The sequence below is a fragment of the Nonomuraea sp. NPDC002799 genome, assembly GCF_053592075.1.
In genome coordinates, this window is sequence record NZ_JBSFVA010000016.1 from 69,875 (window position 1) to 91,548 (window position 21,674).

At 71.5% G+C, this 21,674-nt stretch carries 19 protein-coding genes; 14 read left to right on the plus strand and 5 right to left on the minus strand.

Annotated features, from left to right (window positions below; genetic code table 11):
• Positions 1-619 precede the first annotated feature (619 nt).
• Genes ACWD0F_RS27235 through ACWD0F_RS27245 form a run of 3 tightly spaced genes read left to right on the plus strand, consistent with a single transcriptional unit; the run spans position 620 to position 2,723 of the window.
• Positions 620-1,126, plus strand: a complete 507-nt coding sequence (locus tag ACWD0F_RS27235) for a hypothetical protein (RefSeq protein ID WP_449880111.1) — start codon at positions 620-622, stop codon at positions 1,124-1,126.
• Positions 1,127-1,143: 17 nt separating this feature from the next.
• A complete protein-coding gene (locus ACWD0F_RS27240) occupies positions 1,144-1,950 on the plus strand; it encodes a DUF3097 domain-containing protein (protein ID WP_449880113.1) in 807 nt (268 codons plus the stop codon).
• Positions 1,947-2,723 (plus strand): DUF4870 domain-containing protein, encoded by a 777-nt coding sequence (locus ACWD0F_RS27245; RefSeq protein ID WP_449880115.1) that lies wholly within the window; start codon positions 1,947-1,949, stop codon positions 2,721-2,723. The genes ACWD0F_RS27240 and ACWD0F_RS27245 overlap by 4 nt, the downstream gene beginning before the upstream one ends.
• Here ACWD0F_RS27245 and hemW read toward each other — a convergent pair.
• The gene (gene hemW, locus ACWD0F_RS27250; protein ID WP_449880117.1) at positions 2,720-3,940 is read right to left on the minus strand and encodes a radical SAM family heme chaperone HemW; all 1,221 of its coding nucleotides are present in this window, start codon (positions 3,938-3,940) and stop codon (positions 2,720-2,722) included. The genes ACWD0F_RS27245 and hemW overlap by 4 nt on opposite strands.
• 96 nt (positions 3,941-4,036) lie before the next feature.
• On the opposite strand from hemW, the gene ACWD0F_RS27255 reads away from it, so the two are divergent.
• Together ACWD0F_RS27255 and ACWD0F_RS27260 are read left to right on the plus strand one after the other, a co-directional pair.
• A complete protein-coding gene (locus ACWD0F_RS27255) occupies positions 4,037-5,236 on the plus strand; it encodes a styrene monooxygenase/indole monooxygenase family protein (RefSeq protein WP_449880119.1) in 1,200 nt (399 codons plus the stop codon).
• Between the two features lie 71 nt (positions 5,237-5,307).
• Positions 5,308-6,555 carry a glycoside hydrolase family 18 protein gene (locus ACWD0F_RS27260; protein WP_449880121.1) on the plus strand — a complete coding sequence of 416 codons (1,248 nt, stop codon included), beginning with the start codon at positions 5,308-5,310 and terminating at the stop codon, positions 6,553-6,555.
• Positions 6,556-6,594: 39 nt separating this feature from the next.
• On the opposite strand, the gene ACWD0F_RS27265 is transcribed toward ACWD0F_RS27260, so the two are convergent.
• On the minus strand, positions 6,595-7,245 hold the full coding sequence (locus ACWD0F_RS27265; RefSeq protein WP_449880122.1) for an MOSC domain-containing protein: 651 nt from the start codon (positions 7,243-7,245) through the stop codon (positions 6,595-6,597).
• A gap of 57 nt (positions 7,246-7,302) precedes the next feature.
• The gene (locus ACWD0F_RS27270; RefSeq protein WP_449880124.1) at positions 7,303-7,527 is read right to left on the minus strand and encodes a hypothetical protein; all 225 of its coding nucleotides are present in this window, start codon (positions 7,525-7,527) and stop codon (positions 7,303-7,305) included.
• A gap of 186 nt (positions 7,528-7,713) precedes the next feature.
• Between ACWD0F_RS27270 and ccmA the strand changes: the two genes are divergently transcribed.
• Together ccmA and ACWD0F_RS27280 are read left to right on the plus strand one after the other, a co-directional pair.
• Entirely contained in the window at positions 7,714-8,337 is a 624-nt protein-coding gene (gene ccmA, locus ACWD0F_RS27275) for a heme ABC exporter ATP-binding protein CcmA (protein ID WP_449880126.1), read from the plus strand.
• Positions 8,334-9,851, plus strand: coding sequence for a DUF6297 family protein (locus ACWD0F_RS27280; RefSeq protein ID WP_449880128.1), 1,518 nt, complete (start codon positions 8,334-8,336; stop codon positions 9,849-9,851). The genes ccmA and ACWD0F_RS27280 overlap by 4 nt, the downstream gene beginning before the upstream one ends.
• A gap of 8 nt (positions 9,852-9,859) precedes the next feature.
• Here the strand turns inward: ACWD0F_RS27280 and ACWD0F_RS27285 are convergent, their stop codons facing one another.
• Positions 9,860-10,351, minus strand: coding sequence for a GNAT family N-acetyltransferase (locus ACWD0F_RS27285; RefSeq protein ID WP_449880130.1), 492 nt, complete (start codon positions 10,349-10,351; stop codon positions 9,860-9,862).
• Positions 10,352-10,406: 55 nt separating this feature from the next.
• Between ACWD0F_RS27285 and ACWD0F_RS27290 the strand changes: the two genes are divergently transcribed.
• Entirely contained in the window at positions 10,407-10,703 is a 297-nt protein-coding gene (locus tag ACWD0F_RS27290; RefSeq protein WP_449880132.1) for a hypothetical protein, read from the plus strand.
• Positions 10,704-10,844: 141 nt separating this feature from the next.
• On the opposite strand, the gene lepA is transcribed toward ACWD0F_RS27290, so the two are convergent.
• Positions 10,845-12,671: a translation elongation factor 4 gene (lepA, locus tag ACWD0F_RS27295; protein ID WP_449880134.1), complete on the minus strand. Its 1,827-nt coding sequence runs from the start codon at positions 12,669-12,671 to the stop codon at positions 10,845-10,847.
• 55 nt (positions 12,672-12,726) lie between these two features.
• Here lepA and ACWD0F_RS27300 point away from each other — a divergent pair, with 55 nt between their 5' ends.
• The 6 genes from ACWD0F_RS27300 (at position 12,727) to ACWD0F_RS27325 (ending at position 21,661) form a co-directional block, all read left to right on the plus strand.
• Complete coding sequence (locus ACWD0F_RS27300) at positions 12,727-13,716, plus strand: glycoside hydrolase family 18 protein (protein WP_449880136.1); 990 nt, start codon at positions 12,727-12,729, stop codon at positions 13,714-13,716.
• Between the two features lie 233 nt (positions 13,717-13,949).
• Positions 13,950-14,219, plus strand: a complete 270-nt coding sequence (gene rpsT, locus ACWD0F_RS27305; RefSeq protein ID WP_449880137.1) for a 30S ribosomal protein S20 — start codon at positions 13,950-13,952, stop codon at positions 14,217-14,219.
• Positions 14,220-14,411: 192 nt separating this feature from the next.
• Entirely contained in the window at positions 14,412-17,465 is a 3,054-nt protein-coding gene (locus ACWD0F_RS27310) for an ABC transporter permease (protein WP_449880139.1), read from the plus strand.
• Positions 17,462-20,047 (plus strand): FtsX-like permease family protein, encoded by a 2,586-nt coding sequence (locus tag ACWD0F_RS27315; protein ID WP_449880141.1) that lies wholly within the window; start codon positions 17,462-17,464, stop codon positions 20,045-20,047. The genes ACWD0F_RS27310 and ACWD0F_RS27315 overlap by 4 nt, the downstream gene beginning before the upstream one ends.
• Entirely contained in the window at positions 20,044-20,970 is a 927-nt protein-coding gene (locus ACWD0F_RS27320; RefSeq protein ID WP_449880143.1) for an ABC transporter ATP-binding protein, read from the plus strand. Before ACWD0F_RS27315 ends, ACWD0F_RS27320 begins: the two co-directional genes overlap by 4 nt.
• Positions 20,963-21,661, plus strand: a complete 699-nt coding sequence (locus tag ACWD0F_RS27325) for an ABC transporter ATP-binding protein (protein WP_449880145.1) — start codon at positions 20,963-20,965, stop codon at positions 21,659-21,661. The genes ACWD0F_RS27320 and ACWD0F_RS27325 overlap by 8 nt, the downstream gene beginning before the upstream one ends.
• The last annotated feature ends 13 nt before the right edge of the window (positions 21,662-21,674 follow it).

The following is a 21,674-nucleotide window of genomic DNA, read 5'->3' on the forward strand; positions in this document are numbered from 1 at the left end:
TGTACGGCTCCCGCTCACAAGGTGCGATAACACCGGGTGTCATCCTGCTGCTAGCCACTTACAAGCGACAGGCCTCACACTTGCGCACATGACCGACGATTCCCAGCCCCCGTCGTACGGCCCGCCGCCAGGGCAGGGTCCGTACCACGGTCAGCAGCCGCCACCTCCGCAATCTCCTCCCCCAGGCTCCCAGCCCGACCCCCCTCCCGGCTACGGCCCTCAGCCTGGCTCCCAACCCGGCTACGGGCCCCAACCGGGCTCTCAGCCCGGCTACGGCCCCCAGCCTGGCCCTCAGCCTCCTTATGGCCCCCAACCTGGCTCGCAGCCTGGTTACGGCCCGCAGGGAGGCTCTCAGCCGCCTTATGGCCCCCAACCTGGCTCGCAGCCTGGTTACGGCCCGCAGGGAGGCTCTCAGCCGCCTTACGGCCCTCAGCAGGGCTATGGGGCGCCGCCGTCGCAGTACGGTCAGGCTCCGGGCGGCTACGGACCGCCGCCGCCCGGCCAGGCGCCGTTCGGGCAGGCACCCCAGTACGGACAGTATGGCCAGCCCCAGTTCCCGCCACGCATCGACGCCAAAGCCATCAAGCCCCGGCTGTGGTGGATCGCCCTGGTATGGCTGGTGGCCGTGGTGTGCGCGGGCGTCGGCATCGCGTTGTTCGCCAACGGCGTGATGAGCAGCGTGTCCGCGCTGGCTCCCACCAAGACGTTCGCGTCGGGCGAAAGCGTGACGGTCTCCATCGATCCCGCGAACAAGCCGGCGATCTACCTGGCCAGCGACGCGGTCGTCCACTACCAGTGCCAGATCTCCGGCGGGCCGGGCCAGGCCAAACTCGCCAAGACCACGGGCTCCCAGACGGTGACGATGGGCAGCACCGTATGGGAGCAGATCCTCGTCATCAACGCGCCCGCCAAGGGCGACTACCAGCTCACCTGCACCACGCAGGAGCAGGCGAGCGTCCGCTACGGCGTCGGCCGTGAGCTGGCCGCCGCCGCGGGCGGGCTGGTCGGCGGGGTGGCCTTCCTGTTCCTGATCCCCGGCGCCGGCCTGCTCATCGCCATCGTGGGCACCGTCGTCGTCCTGATGCGCCGGAGCGGCGCCCGCAAGCGCCTTGCGGTCGGCGGGTGATTTGCTACGGTCCCCGTGTGTACGAGGGCGATGTGCTGGCGGGGAATTGGCGGCGACCGGGCAAGGGCAAGATCCCGAAGGTGCCCGCAGAGCCGGACCTGGTCGTGGAGGACGCCGACAGCGGCTTCTGCGGCGCCGTGGTGGCCTGTGACAAGGAGGCCGTCACGCTCGAAGACCGGTTCGGCAAGCGCCGCCTGTTCCCGCTCGCGCCCGCCGCGTTCCTGCTGGACGGCAAGACGGTGACGCTCGTACGCCCGGCCGCCGCCCCCGCGGCGCCGAGGCGCAGCGCGTCGGGCTCCGTCGCGGTGGAGGGCCTGCGGGCCAGGGTGGCCAAGGAGAGCCGGATCTACGTGGAGGGTGTGCACGACGCCGCCCTCGTGGAGAAGATCTGGGGCCACGACCTGCGGGTCGAAGGGGTCGTGGTCGAATACCTGGAGGGCGTGGACGATCTGCCCGCCATCGTGGCGGAGTTCGGCCCCGAGCCGGGACGGCGGCTGGGCGTGCTGGTCGACCACCTCGTCCCCGGCTCCAAGGAGAGCCGGATCGCCGCCCGGATCACCTCGCCCGACGTGCTCGTGGTGGGGCATCCGTACATCGACGTCTGGCAGGCGGTGAAGCCTTCCGTGCTCCGCATCCCCGGCTGGCCGGACGTGCCGCGCGGGGTGCCGTGGAAGGAGGGCGTGATCGCCGCCCTGGGCTGGCGGGTGGAGCCCGCGCAGGCGTGGCGGCGGATTCTCGGGGCCGTCTCGACGTACACGGACCTGGAGCCGGAGTTGCTCGGCCGGGTCGAGGAACTGATCGACTTCGTAACGGAGGCATCATGAGCCAGGACCCCCCGCAGCCGCCGGCCGGCGACGACTACACCCGCCGCGTGTCCCGTTCGGACATCCCGCCGGACCAGCCCGGATCCGGCCCTCAGCAACCCGACTCCGGCCAGCAGCCCGGTTACGGCGAGCAGCCCGGGTACGGCCGGCAACCGGGCTCCCAGCCGAGCTACGGTCAGCAACCCGGTTCTCAGCCCGGCTATGGACAGCAGCCCGGCTCCCAGCCCGGTTACGGACAGCAGCCTGGTTACGGACAGCAACCCGGCTATGGGCAGCAGCCTGGCTATGGGCAGCAGCCGCCGAGCTACGGTCAGCCGCCACCGCCGCCCGGCTACGGACAGCAGGCCACTTACGGCCCTCCGCCCGGCTACGGCGGCCCGCAGCACCAGCAGCAGCCCGGCTACGCGGCGCACCCGGGCGTGCCGTACATCCCCGGCAGGTACGGCCCGCGCCGAGGCACCGACGACACCACCATGGCGATGCTCTCGCACCTCCTGGGCCTGCTGGTCTCCTGGGTCGGCCCGCTGATCATCTACCTGATGAAGAAGGACGAGTCCCCCTATGTCAGGGACCAGGCCGCCGAGGCGCTCAACTTCCAGATCACGATGTTCATCGGCTACATCGTGTCGGGCATCCTGGTCGTCGTCTTCATCGGCGCCCTCCTGCTGCCCGTGGTCTGGATCGTGTCCCTGATCTTCCACATCCAGGCCGCCATCGCCACCAACAGGGGCGAGAACTACCGCTACCCGTTCGCCATCCGCCTGATCACCTAGACCAGCAGGTCCCTGATGAGGGCGTCGGCCAGCAGCCGGCCCTGGAGCGTGAGCACCATCAGGCCCGATCTGAACGCCCCGGGCTCCAGCAGCCCGCGGGCCAGAGCGCTCGCCACGGCCGTACGCCCGGCGGGCGCCACCTCGGCGAGCGGATAGCCGGACACCAGCCGGAGCTCCAGCATCAGCCGCTCGGCGTCACGATCGTCCTGGCCGAGCACCTCGCGCGCGTGCGCCGGCGAGGCGCCCGCCGCCAGCCGCTGGGCGTAGGCGGCCGGATGCTTGACGTTCCACCAGCGGGTGCCGCCGACGTGGCTGTGCGCGCCGGGCCCGGCGGCCCACCAGTCGCCGCCGGTCCAATAAAGCAGGTTGTGGCGGCAGCGGGCCTCCTCGGAGGTGGCCCAGTTGGACACCTCGTACCAGTGGAAACCGGCCTCGGCCAGCATCTCGTCGGCGATCAGGTAGCGGTCGGCCGCCACGTCGTCGTCGGGCATCGGCAGCTCGCCGCGCCGGATCCGGGCCGCGAGCCTGGTGCCCTCCTCGACGATCAGCGAGTACGCCGACACGTGGTCGGGACCGGCCTCGATCGCCGCGGTCAGCGAGGCCCGCCAGTCGTCGTCGGTTTCGCCCGGCGTGCTGTAGATCAGGTCGAGGTTCACGTGCTCGAACCCCGCCGCGCGCGCCTCCTTCACCGCCAGCGCCGCCCGGCCTGGCGTGTGCCGGCGGTCGAGCACCCGCAGCACGTGCTCGCGCGCGCTCTGCATGCCGAAGCTGATCCGGTTGAAGCCGCCGTGCCGGAGCTTGTCCAGATAGGCGGGGTCCACCGACTCGGGGTTGGCCTCGGTGGTCACCTCGGCGCCCGGCCGCAGCCCGAACTCGGAGTCGATCGCGGCCAGGATCCTGGCCAGGTCCTCGGGAGGCAGCAGGGTGGGCGTGCCGCCGCCGAAGAACACCGTCTCCACCGGCAGATCGGCCGTGCCCAGGACCCGGCGCGCGAGGCGCAGCTCCTCGACCACCGTGTCCGCGTAGTCGCGGTGCGAGGCTCCTGGGCCCAGCTCGGCGGCGGTGTAGGTGTTGAAGTCGCAGTAGCCGCAGCGCGTCACGCAGAACGGCACGTGCACGTAGAAGCCGAACGGACGCTCGCCGAGACCGCTCAGGGCGCTGTCGGGCAGCTCGCCGGAGGCGGGCGCGGGATCGCCGTCAGGCAGGGTGGATGGCACACCTCCAGTCTGCCCGGCTCGCAAGGGTGCTCCAATCCAACTGCAAGCCCCGGGGCGTCCACCGAGACGTCATAACCGACAAAAAGGGAGATTCGCATGCCAGGCATCGGCATCGCGGGCGCGGGGATCTCAGGGCTGACGCTCGCCCTGCGCCTGCAGCAGCTGGGGGTCGACGTCACCCTCTACACCGAGCACGACGCCGGGGCGCTGCGCGCCGGGCGGCTCCCGAACACCGTGGGCAGGATGGGCCACACGCAGGCACGCGAGCGGGAGCTGGGCAGCGCGCACTTCAGGGAGCCGGGGAGCCTGATGCCCGCCGCCAAGTTGTCGATCAAGGGGGATCCGCCGCTGGAGTTCGTCGCCAACGTCGCCGAGCCGTTCCACTCGGTGGACTTCCGGCTGCTGCTGCCCGCGTTCATGGACGACTTCGAGCGGCGGGGCGGCCGGATCGCCGTGGTGGCGGCCGCGCCGGACGCGGCGCAGGTGGATCGCTGGTCGCAGGGGCACGAGCTGATGGTGGTGGCGGCGGGACGGCGTTCGGTCGCGGAGTTGTTCCCGCGCGACGCGGCACGCTCGCCGTACGACCGGCCGCAGCGCATCCTGACGGCCGGCCTGTACTACGGGCTCGACCTCGGCGCCGTCTTCAGCTACAACATCTCGCCCGGTTGCGGGGAGATCTTCCGCATGCCCACGCTGACCAGGCACGGCCTGGCCTCCAGCGTCCTGGTCGAGGGGATCCCCGGCGGGCCGCTGGAGCCGCTCTCCCGGCTGCCCGCGGCCGAGGTCGCGGACGCGCTGCTCCCGCTGCTCGCCGAGCACGCGCCGCGGCTGGCCGAGCGGGTGGAGCAGGCGGAGTTCGAGCTGCTGGGGCCCGACGACCTGCTGCAGGGCGCGGTGACCCCGACGGTGCGCGTGCCGGTGGCCGAGCTGTCCGGCGGGCGGATCGCCCTGGCCGTCGGCGACGCGTGGATCACCAACGACCCGCTGACCGGCCAGGGGGCGAACCTGGGCTCGGCCTGCGCCTGGATCGCGGCCGACGCCATCGCGGCCGGCGGCCCGTACGACGTCGCCTTCGGCCGCACCACGGCCGAGCGGATGTGGGAGGCGGCGGCGCCCGTCACCGACTGGACCAACGCCTTCCTGCGGCCGCCGCCCCCGCACGTCATGGCCCTGCTGCAGGCCGGCGCGACCCGGCAGGAGGTGGCGGACCTGGTGTTGTCGCTGTTCTCCGACCCCGCTTACGGCTGGTCGGTGTTGTCCAGCCCCGAAGAGGTGGCCCGCATCGTTGACGGTTAGGAGGAGCCGCTCTACGATCGCGTTCACTTATAGGAAAGTTTCCTATAAGTGAACCCCCCGGGAGACGCCCCGTGAAGAAGAAGATCCTGATCGCGCTCTCGCTGTTACTCGGATGCACGGCGGTCTCCGTGCCCGCCGAGGCCCACTCCGGCTTCAAGCGGGTGGCGTACTTCATCCAATGGGGCGTCTACGGGCGGAACTACCACGTCAAGGACGTGGACGTCACAGGCGCCGCGGCCAAGCTCACCCACCTGAACTACGCGTTCGGGTTCGTGAGCGCCGAAGGCGCCTGCTACTCGGCGGACCCGTGGGCGGACTGGCAGCGGCCGGTGCCGGCCGAGCAGAGCGTGGACGGGGTGGCGGACGCGCCGGGGCAGGCACTCAACGGCAACCTCAACCAGCTCCGCAAGCTCAAGGCCAAGCATCCCGGCCTCAAGGTGCTGATCTCGCTGGGCGGCTGGACCGGCTCCAAGTACTTCTCCGACGCCGTTCTCACCCCCGAGTCCCGCAGCGCGCTGGCGCGGTCATGCGTCGACCTGTGGCTGCGCGGCGACCTGCCGGGCCTGGAGGCGGGTGCGGGCGCCGGCGTGTTCGACGGGATCGACCTGGACTGGGAGTGGCCGGGCTCGTCCGGCGCCGAGGGGAACGTCATCCGCCCCGAGGACAAGCGGAACTTCACGCTGTTCACCGAGGAGCTGCGCGCGCAGCTCACCGCCTTCTCGCGGACCTCCCAGCTCTCGGCCTTCCTGCCGGCCGCGGCGGCGAAGATCGACGCCGGGTACGAGGTGCGCAAGGTGTTCAAGCAGCTCGACTTCGCCACCGTTCAGGGGTACGACCTGCACGGCACCTGGGAGCCGCAGACCGGGCACAACGGCAACCTGCTCAACGACCGGCGGGATCCCAACCCGGTGAAGTACAGCGTCGACCAGACCGTCCGCGACTACCTGTCACGCGGGGCCCCCGGCCGCAAGCTCGTGGTCGGCGTGCCGGCCTACGGGCAGGGCTGGACCGGGGTGTCCGGCGGCGGCGACGGCCTCTACCAGCCCGCCACCGGCCCCGCGGCCGGGAAGTGGGGACCTGGCACCGAGGACTACAAGGACCTGGTGGCCAAGCCCGGCAAGCGTTACCGGGATCTGCGGACCGGGGCCATGTGGCTGTACGACGGGAACGAGTTCTGGTCGTACGACGATCCGGCGGTGCTGGTGCAGAAGGCGGCCTACATCCGGCTCAAGGGGCTGGGCGGGTCGATGATGTGGTCGATCGACCAGGACGACTCACGCGCGTCCCTCACGTCGGCGCTGTACTCCGTACTGCGCTGAGAGGTTGGCCGGGCGGGCGCTTCCTGCCTGCCCGCCCGGTCACCCCTCCGGCGGTCCGATCCGCTCAACGGCCGGCACTCGCTCGGCTATCTCATCCCATTGGGGGTCGTGTCCGGGTATTGCCAAGATGGCGCGCAGCGCGTCCTTGTCCCCGTGCCAGGCCCGGAACCCTTCCCGCACCGTCACCCCGGACTCGGGCCGCGACACGATCTCCACCTCGTCGCCCACGCCCAGCTCCCCCAGCTCGACCACCTTCAGGTACGCCCCCGGCCGGCCCGCCTGCGTGAACCTCTTGAGCCAGCCCGGCTCGTCCATCCAGTTGCGGAACACCACGCACGGTATCCGGGGGCCGCTCACCTCCAGCACAACACTGCCGACCCGCCACAACTCCCCGATCACGGCCCCGTTGACGTCGAGACCGGACGTGGTGAGGTTTTCCCCGAACCGCCCGTCACGCAGGTCCCGGCCGAGCTCGCGCTCCCACCAGTCGTAGTCCTCCCTGGCGTAGGCGTAGACGGCTTGATCAAGCGAGCCGTGGTGCTCCTGGTCGGCCCGCCCATCACCGGTGAGCCCGTTGGCGAGCACCGCCACCCGGTGCGTCACCGCCCGCTTGTCGATCGCCGTACGCCCGTCTTTCCCCGCCCACCCCGCCTCGACCGGAGTGCCCACGTTCACCGAGACAATGCGCATGATGGGACGGTAACCGAGACACCTTCCGGACAGCGACCCCATTGTCCCCCGGGGGGCCTATCCCGGGCGGAGCTGGGATTCGTTGTCGAAGTCGGCCAGCTTTAACAACGTCTCCAGGGCCGCCTGCCTGGTCTCCTCGACCGAATCACCGCGCTCCCCGAAACACTCGGCCGCCACGTCCAGCAACGCCGTCACCACGGCCGCGTCCGGATAGGGCACGTCGACGAGCACCGTGCCATCGGCCGCCTCCCCCTCCGACGCCACCAGGTGCAGCCTCAACAACCGCCGAGTCTCCTCAGCCACAGCCACCCCCAACACGGCGGCACGCTCGAATCGCTCAGAAGCAATCACGTCACCCTCCAGTCGCACAGGTGTTCGGTACTGAAGGTAGACGGTGACACCGACAGAATCCCCTTGCCCGCCGGGGCTCCCGGGCCGCAGCGGGATCTCGATGGCTAGGCTCGAACGGTGCGCCTCCCGATCGTCAGCATCGAAAACCTCACCGTCGAACTCGGCGGCAATCCCGTGCTCCGCGGGATGGACCTGTCCGTCTCGGCGGGCGAGATCGTGGCCGTGGTCGGCCCCAACGGGTCCGGCAAGTCGACCCTCCTGCGCTGCGTGGCCGGGATCCAGCCCGTCACCTCCGGTGAGATACGGGTGTTCGGGGAGCCGCCCGCCGATGACTCCGCCTTCTGGCGGCGCGTGGCGCTGCTCGGCGATGAGCCGGCCTGGTACCCGGGGCTGACCGTCCGCGAGCACCTGGAGCTGATGGGAGCCGTGTACGCGCGGGCACGTATGACGGTGGAGGCGGCGCTGGAGGTGTTCGCCCTGGTGGAGCGGGCCGACGCGCCGCCGCTGAACCTGTCGACCGGCCAGCGCCAGCGCCTCTCCCTGGCCTCTGCGCTGCTGCGGCCCAGCACCCTGCTGCTCCTGGACGAGCCGGAACGCGGTCTCGACGCCGGCTTCCGGAGCCGTCTGGGAGATCTGCTGCACGAGTACGCGGGCGAGGGCGGCACCGTGGTGATGGCCACACACGACCGGTCTCTGGCCGCCCGCGCCCGCCAGGTCGCCCCCTCGGGGGTGTCCGCATGATCGAGCCTGAGGTCAGCGTGCGGACAGTGCGGGCGTACCTCGCCTCCCGCCGCCGCGCCCGCCCCAGCCTGGTCGATCGGTACGTCGCCGGTTTCACCCTGGCGTTGCTCACCGCCGTGCTCGGCCAGCCCTTGTCCACCACGATTTCCGGCCTGGGGGTGCCGGCGGATCCGGGTCGTATGGGCGCCGGAGCGGCGCTGCTCGCACTGGGGCTGGCGGGTTTGCTGGCGGCCGCCCGCGCCGCCGGACCGGTGCTGGTGCCCGCCGCCGATGCCTCCTGGCTGATCCTGTCGCCGCTGAACCGGCGGAGCCTGCTCGGACGTACGGGCCGGATGTTGTTCATGGTGGCGATTCCGGCCGGTGTCGTGCTGGGATTCGGGCTGGTGGCGGCGCTCGGCGCGCCCGACCAGCTCGTGTGGCGGCTGCTCGGCGCGCTGGCGGTGGGCGTGTCGGCGAGCGTGGGCGTGATGGCGCTGGCGGTCCTCGGCCAGGCGTCCCAGTCGTGGCAGGTCTGGTCGACGGCCGCGATGGCGGCGCTCCTGGTGCTGGCAGTGGTGCTCGTGAGCGGCCAGGCCCGCGTCGTGCTGACCGTCGCCGCGTCCGCCTCCGTGCCGATGGTGGCCGCCGCCGCGTCCGGGGCCGTGGCGGCCTCCGCCCTGCTGGCACGCCAGGCGTGGGCGGCACTCGGCCGGATCCCGGCCCGTACGGTCATCGCCGGTTCCACTCGTGCCGGCCACCTGGCGAACGCGGCCGCGGGGCTCGATCCCAGCGGGCTGACCTGGATCGCCGAGGACAACCACTGGCGGGCCCGGAAGCTGAGCTCGCGGCGCTGGCCGTCCCTGCCGGCCCCTCTTGCCCTGGCCTGGCACGACTGGCGGCGCGTGGCACGCCGGCCCGGGCGTCTGGCGGTCATGTCCGGCACGGCCGCGCTGCCCGCCGTGCTGGCGCAGGCGGGTGCCGCACCGCCGGTTCTGGGGGCGGCCGTGCTGGGTGGCGCGCTGGCCGTGGCGGCGACGGGCACCTCGGGGGCTCGAAGGGACAACGACAATCCCGCGCTGGCGAGGTTGCTGGGCGTGGGCCGCCGGCGGGCCCTGGCGGCCAGGTCGGTGCTGCCGGGGCTGCTCGGCGGCGCCTGGGCGGCCGCGGCGCTGGGCGCCCTGACACTCCACCTGGCGGGCTCGCCGGCAGCAGGCGGGGTGGTGGGGCCGTGGTGGTTGTTCGGGCTGCCGGCCGCTCCGGCCCTGGCGGCTGCCGCACTCCGGATGGCCCGGCGGGATCCGGTCGATCATTCGATGCCGGTCATCGACACCCCCGGCGGCGCGATCCCCACCGGCCCGCTGATCTGGGCGGTCACCGGTATCGACCTGGCCGTGATCGGATGCCTGCCGGCCGCGATGGCTCTGGCGGCGCAACCGGACGAGCTCGCCCCCTACCTGCTGGCTCAGGCGGTGTCCGGCCTGACGGTCCTGGCCGGGTACATCTGGCGAGCGCGGCCGGCCAGAGCGACGACGTAGCAGCGCGGTCAGCCGACGTAAACGTCGCTGGGCACGCCCCCGTACGGGATGGTGCGGTCCTTGCGCATGCCCGCCCTCTCGGCCACGCGCCGCGACGGCTCGTTGACGTCGCTGATCACCGCCACGATCGTCCCGAGCCCCTGGCCGACGTGGAGGGCCGCCTTCGCGAGTTCGAGCGCGTATCCGTGCCCCCAGGCCGACGGACGGAATCGGTAGTAAAGGTTGAGCACCTCGCCCTGGTCGAGGATGGCGCGGCGCAGGCCGCCGAAGCCGAGCACCCCCGCTTCCCGCCGCGGGCGGGCCGCCCAGTAGCCGAGCCCGCGTTCGTCCCAGTCGGCGAGCCAGAGGTCCAGCATGGCCCGGCTCGCCTCCAGGTCAGGTGAGGGGCCGGTGGGGTTGTAGACGTTCGTCCGCGGATCGGAGTGAATCTCGTGGACTGCCAGGAGATCGTCTGCCGTAACACGAGAGAGAACCATCCGCGCCGTCTGCACGACTTCCATGCTCTTCAGGGTAGTCGGTACGATCGCCAGGCAATCGCTGCCGATCGATGGGCGAATGATGGACGTTCCGAAGATGCAGGCCGCGCTGCGGCTCATCGCGCGCGGGCTGGACGAGCTGGCGGGCGCGCTCGGCGAGCAGGAGGCGGGCGAGGACGAGCGGACGGCACGGGTCATCGAGGACTGGGGGCCGCGCGGGCTCACCCAGAAAGAGGCGTCGGAGCTGTTCCAGCGGCACGGGTTCGCCCCTCAGACGACGGGCGGCTGGGCGCGGAGCGAGTGGGTCGAGATCGGCGACGACGGCCTGCGCCGCCTCACCGCCAAGCCGCGCACCTGGCTGGCGGCGCGGACGTGACCGCGCGCGCCGGCCGAAGAGCACGGACGCGACCGCGCATGCCGGCCGAAGAGCACGGACGCGACCGTGAATGACGACCGGAGAGCGCGGACGTGACCGTGCCGCGTCAACCGAAGAGGGCCGCGCGGCGGCGGCGGAGCGTTACTTCTTCTTGTCGGTGCTGGAGTCGGTGGACAGGGCGGCGACGAAGGCCTCCTGGGGCACCTCCACGCGCCCGACCATCTTCATCCGCTTCTTGCCTTCCTTCTGCTTCTCCAGCAGCTTGCGCTTACGGGAGATGTCGCCGCCGTAGCACTTGGCCAGGACGTCCTTGCGGATGGCGCGGATGTTCTCGCGGGCGATGACCCGGGCTCCGATGGCGGCCTGGATCGGCACCTCGAACTGCTGCCTCGGGATCAGCTCACGCAGCTTCTTGGCCATCTCGACGCCGTACGTGTACGCCTTGTCCTTGTGCACGATGGCGCTGAAGGCGTCGACCGGCTCCCCCTGCAGCAGGATGTCGACCTTGACCAGCTCGGACTCCAGCTCGTCGGCGGGCTCGTAGTCGAGCGAGGCGTAACCGCGGGTGCGGGACTTGAGCTGGTCGAAGAAGTCGAAGATGATCTCGCCGAGCGGCAGCGTGTAGCGGATCTCGACGCGGTCCTCCGACAGGTAGTCCATGCCGAGGAGCTGGCCGCGCCGCCCCTGGCAGATCTCCATGATCGCCCCGATGAACTCGGACGGCGCCAGGATCGTGGACTTGGTGACCGGCTCGAAGACCTGCGCGATCTTCCCGCCCGTCGGGAACTCCGACGGGTTGGTGACCGTGAGCTCCTTGCCGTCCTCCATGACCACGCGGTAGACCACGTTGGGCGCGGTCGAGATCAGCGACAACCCGAACTCGCGCTCCAGCCGCTCGCGCACGATCTCCATGTGCAGCAGCCCGAGGAAGCCCACCCGGAAGCCGAACCCGAGCGCCGCCGACGTCTCCGGCTCGTAGACCAGCGCCGCGTCGTTGAGCTGCAGCTTGTCGAGCGCCTCGCGCAGCTCCGGGTATTCGTCGCCGTCGATCGGATAGAGCCCCGAGAACACCATCGGCTTGGGATGGTCGTAACCGGCCAGCATCTCGCGCGCCGGCTTGACCACCGAGGTGACCGTGTCACCCACGCGCGACTGGCGCACGTCCTTGACGCCGGTGATCAGGTAGCCCACCTCGCCGACGCCCAGCCCCCGCTCCGAGACTTTGGGCTCGGGTGAGATGACGCCGATCTCCAGCGTCTCGTGGGTGGCGTTGGTGGACATCATGAGGATGCGCTCGCGCTTGCCCAGGTGCCCGTCGATGACCCTGACGTAGGTGACGACGCCCCGGTAGGTGTCGTAGACCGAGTCGAAGATCAGCGCACGGGCGGGGGCGTCGGCCTTGCCCACCGGGGCGGGCACGCTCTGCACCACGTGGTCGAGCAGCTCGCGCACGCCGACGCCGGTCTTGCCCGACACCTTGAGCACGTCGGACGGGTCGCAGCCGATCAGCCCCGCCAGCTCCTCAGCGAACTTCTCCGGCTGCGCGGCCGGCAGGTCGATCTTGTTGAGGACCGGGATGATGTGCAGGTCGGCGCTCATGGCCAGGTAAAGGTTGGCCAGCGTCTGGGCCTCGATGCCCTGGGCGGCGTCGACCAGCAGGACCGCGCCCTCGCACGCCTGCAGCGACCTGGACACCTCGTAGGTGAAGTCGACGTGCCCGGGAGTGTCGATCATGTTGAGCACGTGGCCGTCCCACGGCAGCCGCACGGCCTGCGATTTGATCGTGATGCCGCGCTCCCGCTCGATGTCCATCCTGTCGAGGTATTGGGCGCGCATGGAACGGTCGTCTACCACACCGGTGATCTGCAACATCCGGTCGGCAAGGGTCGACTTGCCATGGTCGATGTGCGCGATGATGCAGAAGTTGCGGATCAACGCGGGGTCGGTCTGGCCAGGCTGAGTGCGCACCGAAGTCCGTTTCGACAGGGTTGAGGTCAAGCGTCTTTCATGGTGACATGCCCGGGTGATTGCCCGAACCGTCATCCGCCGCGGCCTACGCGTGCTCGCGCTTGCCTTGGTCATCACGGTGGCGCTGGCCGGCCTGCTCGCCGCCGCGCTCCGTCTCCAGTTTACCGGTGCCCCAGCGGCCTGGGCGAAGAGCACCGGCAACGACGCCCTGTGGCTGGGCCACGCCTGGGTGGACGGCCGCCGGACCGAGCGTGACGTGGAGCAGTTGGCGGTACGGCTGCGCGCCAGCGGCATCAAGGACGTATACGTCCATTCCGGCCCGTTCGAGTGGGACGGACGGCTAGATCCCGCCAAATACCCCAACGCCGGAAATTTCGTGAAATGGATGCGGCAACATTCGCCCGCCGTCCGCATCTCCGCCTGGCTCGGCCAGTCCGTCGACAACGCCCTCGACCTGGACGATCCCGCCTCCCGCGCGAACGTCCTGGCCGGTGTCGCCGCCATCATGAAACAGGGCTACGACGGCATCCACTACAACTTCGAGCCGATCGGCGACGGCGACACCGAGTTCCTGGACCTGCTGGACAGAACGCGGGCCCACACGAAGCTGCTGTCCACCTCCACCCCGCAGATCGAGCCGTACCCCGGCATGCGCCTGGCCGCCAGGGCCATCCTGTCCCACGACAAATACTGGTCGGGGGGCTTTTTCCAGCAGGTCGTGGACCGGGTGGACCAGGTCGCCGTCATGACGTACGACTCCTTCACCCCGCTCCAGTCCCTGTACGGCGGCCACGTCGCCCGCCAGGCCGGGCTCGCCCTGGATCTGGTCCCCGACTCCAAGACCCTCTACCTCGGCGCCCCCGCCTACCACGACCACGCCGTGCCCTGGGCCGACGCCGCCGAGAGCGTGGCGATGGCCGCCGAGGGCGCCCGGCTGGCCCTGTCGGAACACGGCCGCCGCGAACGCTTCGGCCTCGCCCTCTACGTGGACTTCGCCGCCACCGAGGAGGACTGGCGTGAATACACCAGCCGCTGGCTGCCTTGAGTGACGCCGGCCGCTCGTTTCCCTGAGCACGGGCCGCCCCGCGCCGCGGGTGCCTTATCCTGAGAGCGGCTACCTGGCTGGGCGCCCGAGCCAGGGCGGCCGATCGATTCGGGCCGGCGTGTTGATTTGAGCGCCCACCCAGTTTATTGGTACGCTGTACAACTGCGTGTGGCGCGCCCTCTCTCGAGCCCGCGCGCCCCATCCATCACTTAGACTTTCACCGAGGCTTCTTCGTGGCGAACATTAAGTCCCAGATCAAGCGCAACAAGCAGAACGAGAAGGCTCGCCTGCGCAACAAGGCGACCAAGTCCTCGCTCAAGACGGCCGTGCGCAAGTTCCGCGAGGCCGCCGAGCAGGGCGACGTCGAGCAGGCCGTGGCCGCGCAGCGGGTTGCCGCCCGTCAGCTCGACAAGGCCGTCAGCAAGGGCGTCATCCACAAGAACCAGGCCGCCAACCGCAAGTCCGCGATCGCCAAGCAGGCCGCGGCGCTGGCTGCCAAGTAATTTTGGCAGCCGCCTAGATTCGGCAGCGGCAGCGCCGCACTCCCTGTGGAGTGCGGCGTTTTCGTTTCCGCACCCTTTTGTCACAGTTTCGATATCACACAGGCGTATCGGGTGCGTCACCGTTGCCGAGATCGTCTTGCCCTCCGTCCGACATCTGCCCCAAAGTGCGTGAAACGGGCAAGGGGGGAACACATGCGGGGGCCGTTGGTCGTCAAACGGGCGTTCAGCGAGCCGTTGTTGCTGCTTGCCGCGTTCGGCTCGATCCTGCTGGCGACCACGACGCTCGTCGCACTGACGATGTACGCCTCCTCGATCGCCGACGCCGGCGTCCGCAGGACGATGGAGACGGCCTCCTACCACCAGACCGCCGCCACCGTCAGCGCGCCGGTGACGGCCAAGACGTTCCCCGAGCTCGACCGGTCGGTACGCGCCGAGCTGGCCACGTCCTACACCACGCCGCCCGCCGTCACCGTCAGCTTCCGCTCCGACTCCTACGTCATGCCGGGGCAGGAGAAGCAGGAGCGGCCGGAGCTGCTGCGGTTCGGCAGCTACGACGGGCTGGACCGGCACGCCAGGCTCGTCTCCGGGCAGTGGCCGAAGGCCGGCGGCGACCAGGTCGAGGCCGCGATCTCGCTCTCGGCCGCCTCGGCCTCCGGGTTCAGGGCCGGCCAGGAGTTCATCACGAAGGGCCGGCTCGACCCGCGCCCGGTCACGGTCCGCGTCGTCGGCGTCTTCCAGCTCAACGACCCGTTCGGCGAGCGCTGGACCGGCGAGCAGTTGCTCAGCCGGGGGCTGGAGCGCGGCGAGTTCACCACGTACGGGCCGCTCATGGTGCCGCGCGAGACGTTCATCGGGCGCTTCGCCACCAACGTGAACGCCACCTGGTCCGCCGTCCCCGACCTGCGTGCCCTGACCCCGGAGCGGCTGCGCCCGCTGGCCGGCTCGATCCAGCGGATGGGCGAGCGGCTCAAGGCGGACGGGTGCACGACCTGCGTGACCGCCAGCCGCCTGCCCGAGATGCTCACCCAGCTCGACACCGCGTCCCTGGTGGCCCGCTCCACCATGCTGATCCCGGTGCTGCAGCTCCTGCTGCTGGCCGCGTACGCGCTGATCCTCACCGCGCGGCTGCTCGCCGACCACCGCCGGATGGAGGTGGCGCTGCTGCGCTCGCGGGGGGCGGGCGCGGGGCGGCTGGCGGCGCTGGCCGGGGGCGAGGCACTGCTGGTGGCGCTTCCGTGCGCCGTCATGGCGCCGTTCCTGGGGCCGCCGCTGCTCGCGCTGATCAACCAGTTGCCGTGGATCAAGTCCTCTGGGGTGCGGCTCGCGCCCTCGGCCGACCTGGGGACCTTCCTGGTGTCGTTCGCCGTGGCCCTGGCCGCGGCCGTGTTGCTGGTGTTGCCGGCCATGGCGGGCACGCGGCGTACCTATGTGGAGGAGCAGTCGGCGCGCGGCCGCGGCGGTGGCCGGGGGCTGATCGAGCGGGCGGGCGCCGACCTCGCGCTGCTCGTCGTGGCCGGGCTGGCGATCTGGCAGCTCCAGCACTACGGCGCGCCGGTCACCACCACGTCCGCCGGCGAGCTCGGCATCGATCCACTGATCATCTCCGGGCCCGCGCTGGCCCTGCTCACCGGCGGCATGCTCGGGTTGCGGCTGGTGCCGCGCATCTCGAAGCTGGCCGAGCGGGTGACCTCCAGGCGGCCCACGCTCGCCCCGGCGCTCGGCGCGTGGCAGGTGAGCCGGCGGCCGCTCAAGTACGCCGGCCCCGCGCTGCTGCTGACCATGGCGATCGCGATCGGCATCGTGTCCATGGCGACGGCGGCCACCTGGCGGGCCTCGCAGGCCGACCAGGCCCGCCACCAGGCGGGCACCGACCTGCGGTTGTCCGGGCCGCCCGACGGGCCGGAGCTGGGAGCGCTCGGGCGCGGGAGCGCGTTCACCACGCTGCCCGGCGTCACGGCGGCCTCGCCCGCCTTCCGCGGGCAGAGCGAGATGAGCGGCGAGAACGCGGTGCTGCTCAGCGTCGAGGCGGGCAAGCTGGGCGAGCTGTTCCAGCTCCGGCCCGACCTGTCGGCGCAGTCGGTCGAGGAGATGTCGCGCGCGCTGATCGGGGAACAGGCCGGAGAACTCGACCTTCCCGGGCAGCCGGCCACGCTGACCGTCCACGCCGTGGCGGGCTCGGAGCTGCCGCTGCGGCTGGTGCTCTCCGACGCGCTCGGCGTGTGGCGCGAGTTGTCGCTCGGCGTGCTGAAGCCGGGCGAGAACCGGATCGACCTCGACCTGAAGGCGCTGGCCGGGCGGGCCGGCAAGATCACCTACCCGCTGTCGCTGCGCGGCCTCCTCACGGGCGCGCTCTACGACATGAAGAACCTCAAGGTGACCGGGCTGAGCGCCGACGGCCAGGAGGTGGCGGTCCCGCCGCTGGCGAGTGCTCCGGCGCGGCCGGCCGTGGCCACGTTCGCGCCGCTGCCGCGCGCCGGCGCGTTGCCGGTGGTGGTGACCAGCGATCTGGCCGCCGCGATGAAGCTGGGCGTCGGGCAGACCGGGGCGGCCAGCATCGATCGCCGCGTGCTGCAGGTGAAGGTCGTCGCCGTGGTGGACACAATGCCGACGACCGGCGCCGGGCAGCGGGCCCTGCTCGCCGACTGGGGGACGCTGCAGGCGTCCGAGCTGGCGGCGGCGCAGCTTCCCCGGCCCGCCACGGAGTGGTGGCTGGCCGCGGCCGACACCGCGCCCGCGGCGAAGGCGCTCAAGGGCCGGCCCGCATGGGACGTCACCCCGCTCGACCAGCGCGAGCTGGCCGCCGGGCTGCGGGACGACCCGCTGGCCAGCGGGCTGCAGGGGGCGCTGATGCTGGGGTTCCTGGCCGCGATGGTGTTCGCGGCGCTCGGGTTCCTGGTGAACGCGGCGGTGGCGGCGCGGGAGCGGAAGGCCGAGTTCGCCATCCTGCGGGCGCTCGGCGTGAGCTCCCGGCAGGTGTTCGGGCTGCTGGCGATCGAGCAGACGTTCGTCATCGTTTTGTCGCTGGCGGCGGGCACCGCGCTCGCCGTGGTCGTCGGCGCGCTGGTGGTGCCGCACATCGTGCTGACCGGGCAGGCGTCGGCGGTCACTCCCGGCGTGCTGCTCGACATCCCCTGGGCGGCCACCGGGGCGATGCTGGTGCTGGTCGCGGGAGTGTTGTTCGCCATCGTGGCGATGCTGGCACGCCGCATGCGGGGGCAAAGTGGCCAATTCGTGGAGGAACGGTGAGGATCACCCTGCTCGCCCGGGTGCACCTGGGCACGGTGGCCGTGCTCTTCGTGCTGACGTTGAGCGCCTGCCTGCTGGTCTCGGGCCTGCCGAGGGCGATGCAGGGCTCGTTCGACGACGCGCTGAGCCGGGCGCTGGGCCGGGCCTCCGCCGTACAGGCCGACCTGGCCGTGACCATGGAGCCGAGCGGGCGAGGCGACGACCTGCACAGCCCCTTCCAGTTCGACACGCTCGACCAGCGCGCGCGCAAGCTCGTGCCGCCGGCGTTGCGCCCGCTGGTCGTGCCCGCCGGCTCAGGCTCCAGCCACCAGAGCGCCAAGACCGTTCTGACTCCCGTCACCGGGTCGGGCGGCAAGATGTACCTCAACCTCGGCTGGTTGTCCGACGCCGGCCGGCGCGTGGACTGGATCCAGGGCCGGGCACCCGGCAAGCCCGCCACGACGCGGTACGCGGGCGCGACGATCCCGCTGGTCGAGGTGGGCGTCGTGGAGGAGGCCCTGCAGGAGATGGGCCTGCGGATCGGCCAGACGAAGACCGTCGGTGAGAGCGACTACGTCGCCGTCAAGATCGTCGGCGCCTTCAAGGCCAAGGACCCCGGCGACCGCTACTGGCAGCACAATGCCGACCTCCTGCACGTCACGCGGCTGCTGCCGCAGGGGGCGCTGGAGTTCGAGCGGCACATCACCTCGCTGACCTCCGACGAGGGGCTGACCGCCCTCAGCGGCGGAGGGCGCAACCTGGTCTACCGCTGGATCCTGCCGATCGACGCCGGGGCGGCCGGCGCGCTGGCCGTGCCCGACCTCCAGGCGGCGGTCACCGAGTTCGAACGGGTCGTGGCCCTCCAGCCGACCGCCCCCGGCAACCTGCGGACCGGGCTGCCCAAGCTGTTCGACGACTTCGTCGCCGCGCTGGCGACCGCGCAGACCGTGATGTACCTGGTGCTCGGCGGGCTGCTGGTGGTGGCGCTCGGCGTGATCGTGCTGGCCGCGCGGCTGCTGACCGACCGGCTGGATCACACGCTGGCGCTGACCCGCGCGCGGGGCGGCTCGCTGGGGCAGGTGTCGGGCGCGGCGGCGGCGCTGACCGCGCTCGCGGTGGCGCCCGCGGCCCTGGCCGGGTACGCGCTGTCCTACCTCGTGCCGGGGCCCATCCTGCCCATCGTGCACGCGGGACCGGTGCTCGTGGTCGTCGTCGCCGTCGGCTACGCCGCCGCACAGTCGGCACTCACGCACCGCACGCCACTGCACGAGCGCCGCGCGGACGTGGCCGCCGCCCGGCCGTCGGCCCGGCGGGCCACGCTGGAGGTGCTGGTCGTGGTGCTCGCCCTGGCCGGGGCGTATCTGCTGCGGGCCCGCGGGCTGAGCTCCACCGCCGGTCAGGATCCGTTCCTGCTGCTGGTGCCCATCGCGCTCACGCTCGCGGCCGCGCTGCTCACCCTGCGGTGCTACCCGTACCCGTTGCGGCTGTTCGTCCGGCTGACGGCGCGCGGGCGGTCGGCCGTGCCGTTCCTGGGGCTGACCAGGGCGGCCAGGGCGCGCTCTGCCGCCGCGCTGCCGGTGCTGATCCTGCTGCCGGCGCTGGGCGTGTCGGTGTTCGCGGCGGTGATCTCCGACGGGATCGCAAGCACGCAGCGACTGGCGTCCTGGCAGCAGGTGGGAGCGCCGATCCGGCTCACCTCGAACATCGAGATCCCCGCCGCCACCGTCGAGCGGGTGCGCGCGCTCGACGGGGTGGAGCAGGTGGTCCCCGCGCAGACCGGCAGAGTGCAGATCGGGTACGGCGGGGAGCGGGCGGAGGCCATCGCCGTCGACGTCGCCCAGTGGCGGCGCCTCATGGGCGACGCCCCGATCAGCCTGCCGCCCCTGACCAAGGGCGCGCTCGTCTCCGCCGAACTGCGCGGGCGGGAGACGCTCGACGTCGGCTGGCAGTCGCGGCTGAAGCTGCCCGCAGAGGGCGTGATCGAGTCGGTGCCGGGCTTCTTCAGCACCGGCAAGTTCCTCGTCGTGCCGCTGGACGTGCTGACCCGGCCCGCCGTGAACACGCTGCTGATCAGGGGGGACGTCTCACTCGGCGCCCTCACCCGGCTGGTGCCGACGGCCGACGTGGAGTCGCAGGCGGGGGCGCTGCGGGCCATCCAGGACGACCCCCTGACGGGCACGGTGCGCTGGACGCTGATCGTGGTGACGGTGGCGCTGGCCCTGTACGCGCTGGTCGCCGTCCTGCTGTCGCTGGTGATCGGGGCGGCCGACCGGGCCAGGGCGGTGTCGTTCCTGCGGACGCTGGGGTTGTCGGACCGGCAGGCGGAGCGGCTGACCGTGCTGGAGATCCTGCCCATGATCGTGTTCACCGCGCTGGTGGGGCTCGGGCTGGGCCTCGGTCTGCCCGCGGCGCTCGGGCCCGGCGTGGATCTGTCGTCGTACGCCGGTGACCTGCCCGTCGGCGACTACTCCCTCGACCTCGTCACACCGATCATGCTGACCGCCGGGCTGGCCGCGGTCGCCGTGCTCGGCGCGTACGCGCACACCGCCATCAGCCGGCGCCGCAGTCTCGGCGCCGTCCTTCGAGTGGGGGATCTGTCATGAACCCGACCCTGTCCGAGCTGGAAGCCAAGGCGACGCGGGAGAAGGCCGCGTTCGGGGGCGACTCGCACATCGTCTGCGACAACCTCGTGCGCATCTACAAGACCGAGGGTGTCGAGGTCGTCGCGTTGCAGGGGCTCGACCTGGTGATCGACAAGGGTGAGCTGGTCGCCATCGTGGGGGCCTCGGGGTCCGGCAAGTCGACGCTGCTGAACGTGCTGTCCGGGCTGGACGTGCCGACCGCCGGGGTGGCCAAGGTGGCGGGCATGGACCTGCTGGCCATGAACGCGCGCGATCGGCTGCGCTACCGGCGCTCTGTGGTGGGCTTCATCTGGCAGCAGACGGCGCGGAACCTGCTGCCGTACCTGTCCGCCACGGAGAACGTCGAGCTGCCGATGAAGCTGGCCGGTGGTCGCGGGGCGCGCCGGGAACGGGCGTCGGAGTTGCTGGAGCTGCTCGGCGTGGGCTACTGCGCCACCCGGAAAATACCCGAAATGTCGGGCGGCGAGCAGCAGCGGGTGGCCATCGCCGTCGCGCTCGCCAACTCCCCGCAGCTCATCCTCGCCGACGAGCCGACCGGGGAGCTGGACAGCGAGACCTCGGAGCTGGTGTTCGACGCGCTGCGGAAGGCGAACAGGGAGCTGGGCGTGACCGTGGTCATCGTGACGCACGATCCGCTGGTGTCGGAGCAGGTGGACCGGACGGTCGGCATTCGCGACGGGCGTACCAGCAGTGAGACGCTGCGGCGGGCGGACGCCGAGGGGCAGATCATCGCCGAGGAGTACGCCGTGCTCGACCGGGTGGGGCGGCTGCAGCTTCCCCGCGACTTCATGAACGCCCTGGAGATGGAGCGGCGGGTGCGGCTCGAACTCGAGTCCGACCACATCGGTGTGTGGCCCGCCCGAGAGGAGCCGTCCGATGACTGATTCGCCGCTGGTCGTGGTCGAAGGGCTGCGCAAGGTCTACCGGAGCGGGCCCAAGGAGGTCGTGGCGCTGCGGGACGTGTCGTTCTCGGTGCGTCCTGGAGAGCTGGTCGCCGTCAGGGGCCGGTCCGGGTCGGGCAAGACCACCCTGCTCAACCAGATCGGCGGCCTCGACCGGCCGGACGCGGGACAGGTGCTGGTGGACGGGCACGAGGTCACCGCCATGTCCGAGGACGCCCTGCTGTCGCTGCGCAGGGACGTGGTGGGCTTCGTCTTCCAGTCGTTCGGGCTGATCCCCGTGTTGTCGGCGGCCGAGAACGTGGGCGTGCCGATGCGGTTGCTCCGGATGCCGGTGGCGGAGCGGGAGGCCCGGGTGCACATGCTGCTCGCCCTGGTGGGGCTGGAGCAGCATGTCAATCAGCGGCCGTACGAGTTGTCCGGGGGGCAGCGGCAGCGGGTGGCGATCGCGCGCGCCCTGGCGAACCGGCCTCGGCTGCTGGTGGCGGATGAGCCCACGGGGCAGCTGGACTCGCAGACCGGGCGGCAGATCATGGAGTTGTTGCGGGCGGTCGTACGGAGTGAGGGTGTCACGGCGCTGGTGGCGACCCACGACCCCAGTCTGATCACGTTGGCCGATCGCGTGCTGGAGATCAGCGACGGGGTGGTGCGTGAGGACGTGCCGGCGGCACCATGACCCCCGGCGGCCC

Excerpts from the sequence above, each read along its gene's own strand:
- ACWD0F_RS27245 (WP_449880115.1), top strand. The coding sequence starts at position 1,947 with ATGAGCCAGGACCCCCCGCAGCCGCCGGCCGGCGACGACTACACCCGC.
- ACWD0F_RS27255 (WP_449880119.1), top strand. The coding sequence starts at position 4,037 with ATGCCAGGCATCGGCATCGCGGGCGCGGGGATCTCAGGGCTGACGCTC.
- ACWD0F_RS27265 (WP_449880122.1), bottom strand. The coding sequence starts at position 7,245 with ATGCGCATTGTCTCGGTGAACGTGGGCACTCCGGTCGAGGCGGGGTGG.
- ACWD0F_RS27280 (WP_449880128.1), top strand. The coding sequence starts at position 8,334 with ATGATCGAGCCTGAGGTCAGCGTGCGGACAGTGCGGGCGTACCTCGCC.
- ACWD0F_RS27285 (WP_449880130.1), bottom strand. The coding sequence starts at position 10,351 with ATGGAAGTCGTGCAGACGGCGCGGATGGTTCTCTCTCGTGTTACGGCA.
- ACWD0F_RS27290 (WP_449880132.1), top strand. The coding sequence starts at position 10,407 with ATGATGGACGTTCCGAAGATGCAGGCCGCGCTGCGGCTCATCGCGCGC.
- ACWD0F_RS27310 (WP_449880139.1), top strand. The coding sequence starts at position 14,412 with ATGCGGGGGCCGTTGGTCGTCAAACGGGCGTTCAGCGAGCCGTTGTTG.
- ACWD0F_RS27320 (WP_449880143.1), top strand. The coding sequence starts at position 20,044 with ATGAACCCGACCCTGTCCGAGCTGGAAGCCAAGGCGACGCGGGAGAAG.
- ACWD0F_RS27325 (WP_449880145.1), top strand. The coding sequence starts at position 20,963 with ATGACTGATTCGCCGCTGGTCGTGGTCGAAGGGCTGCGCAAGGTCTAC.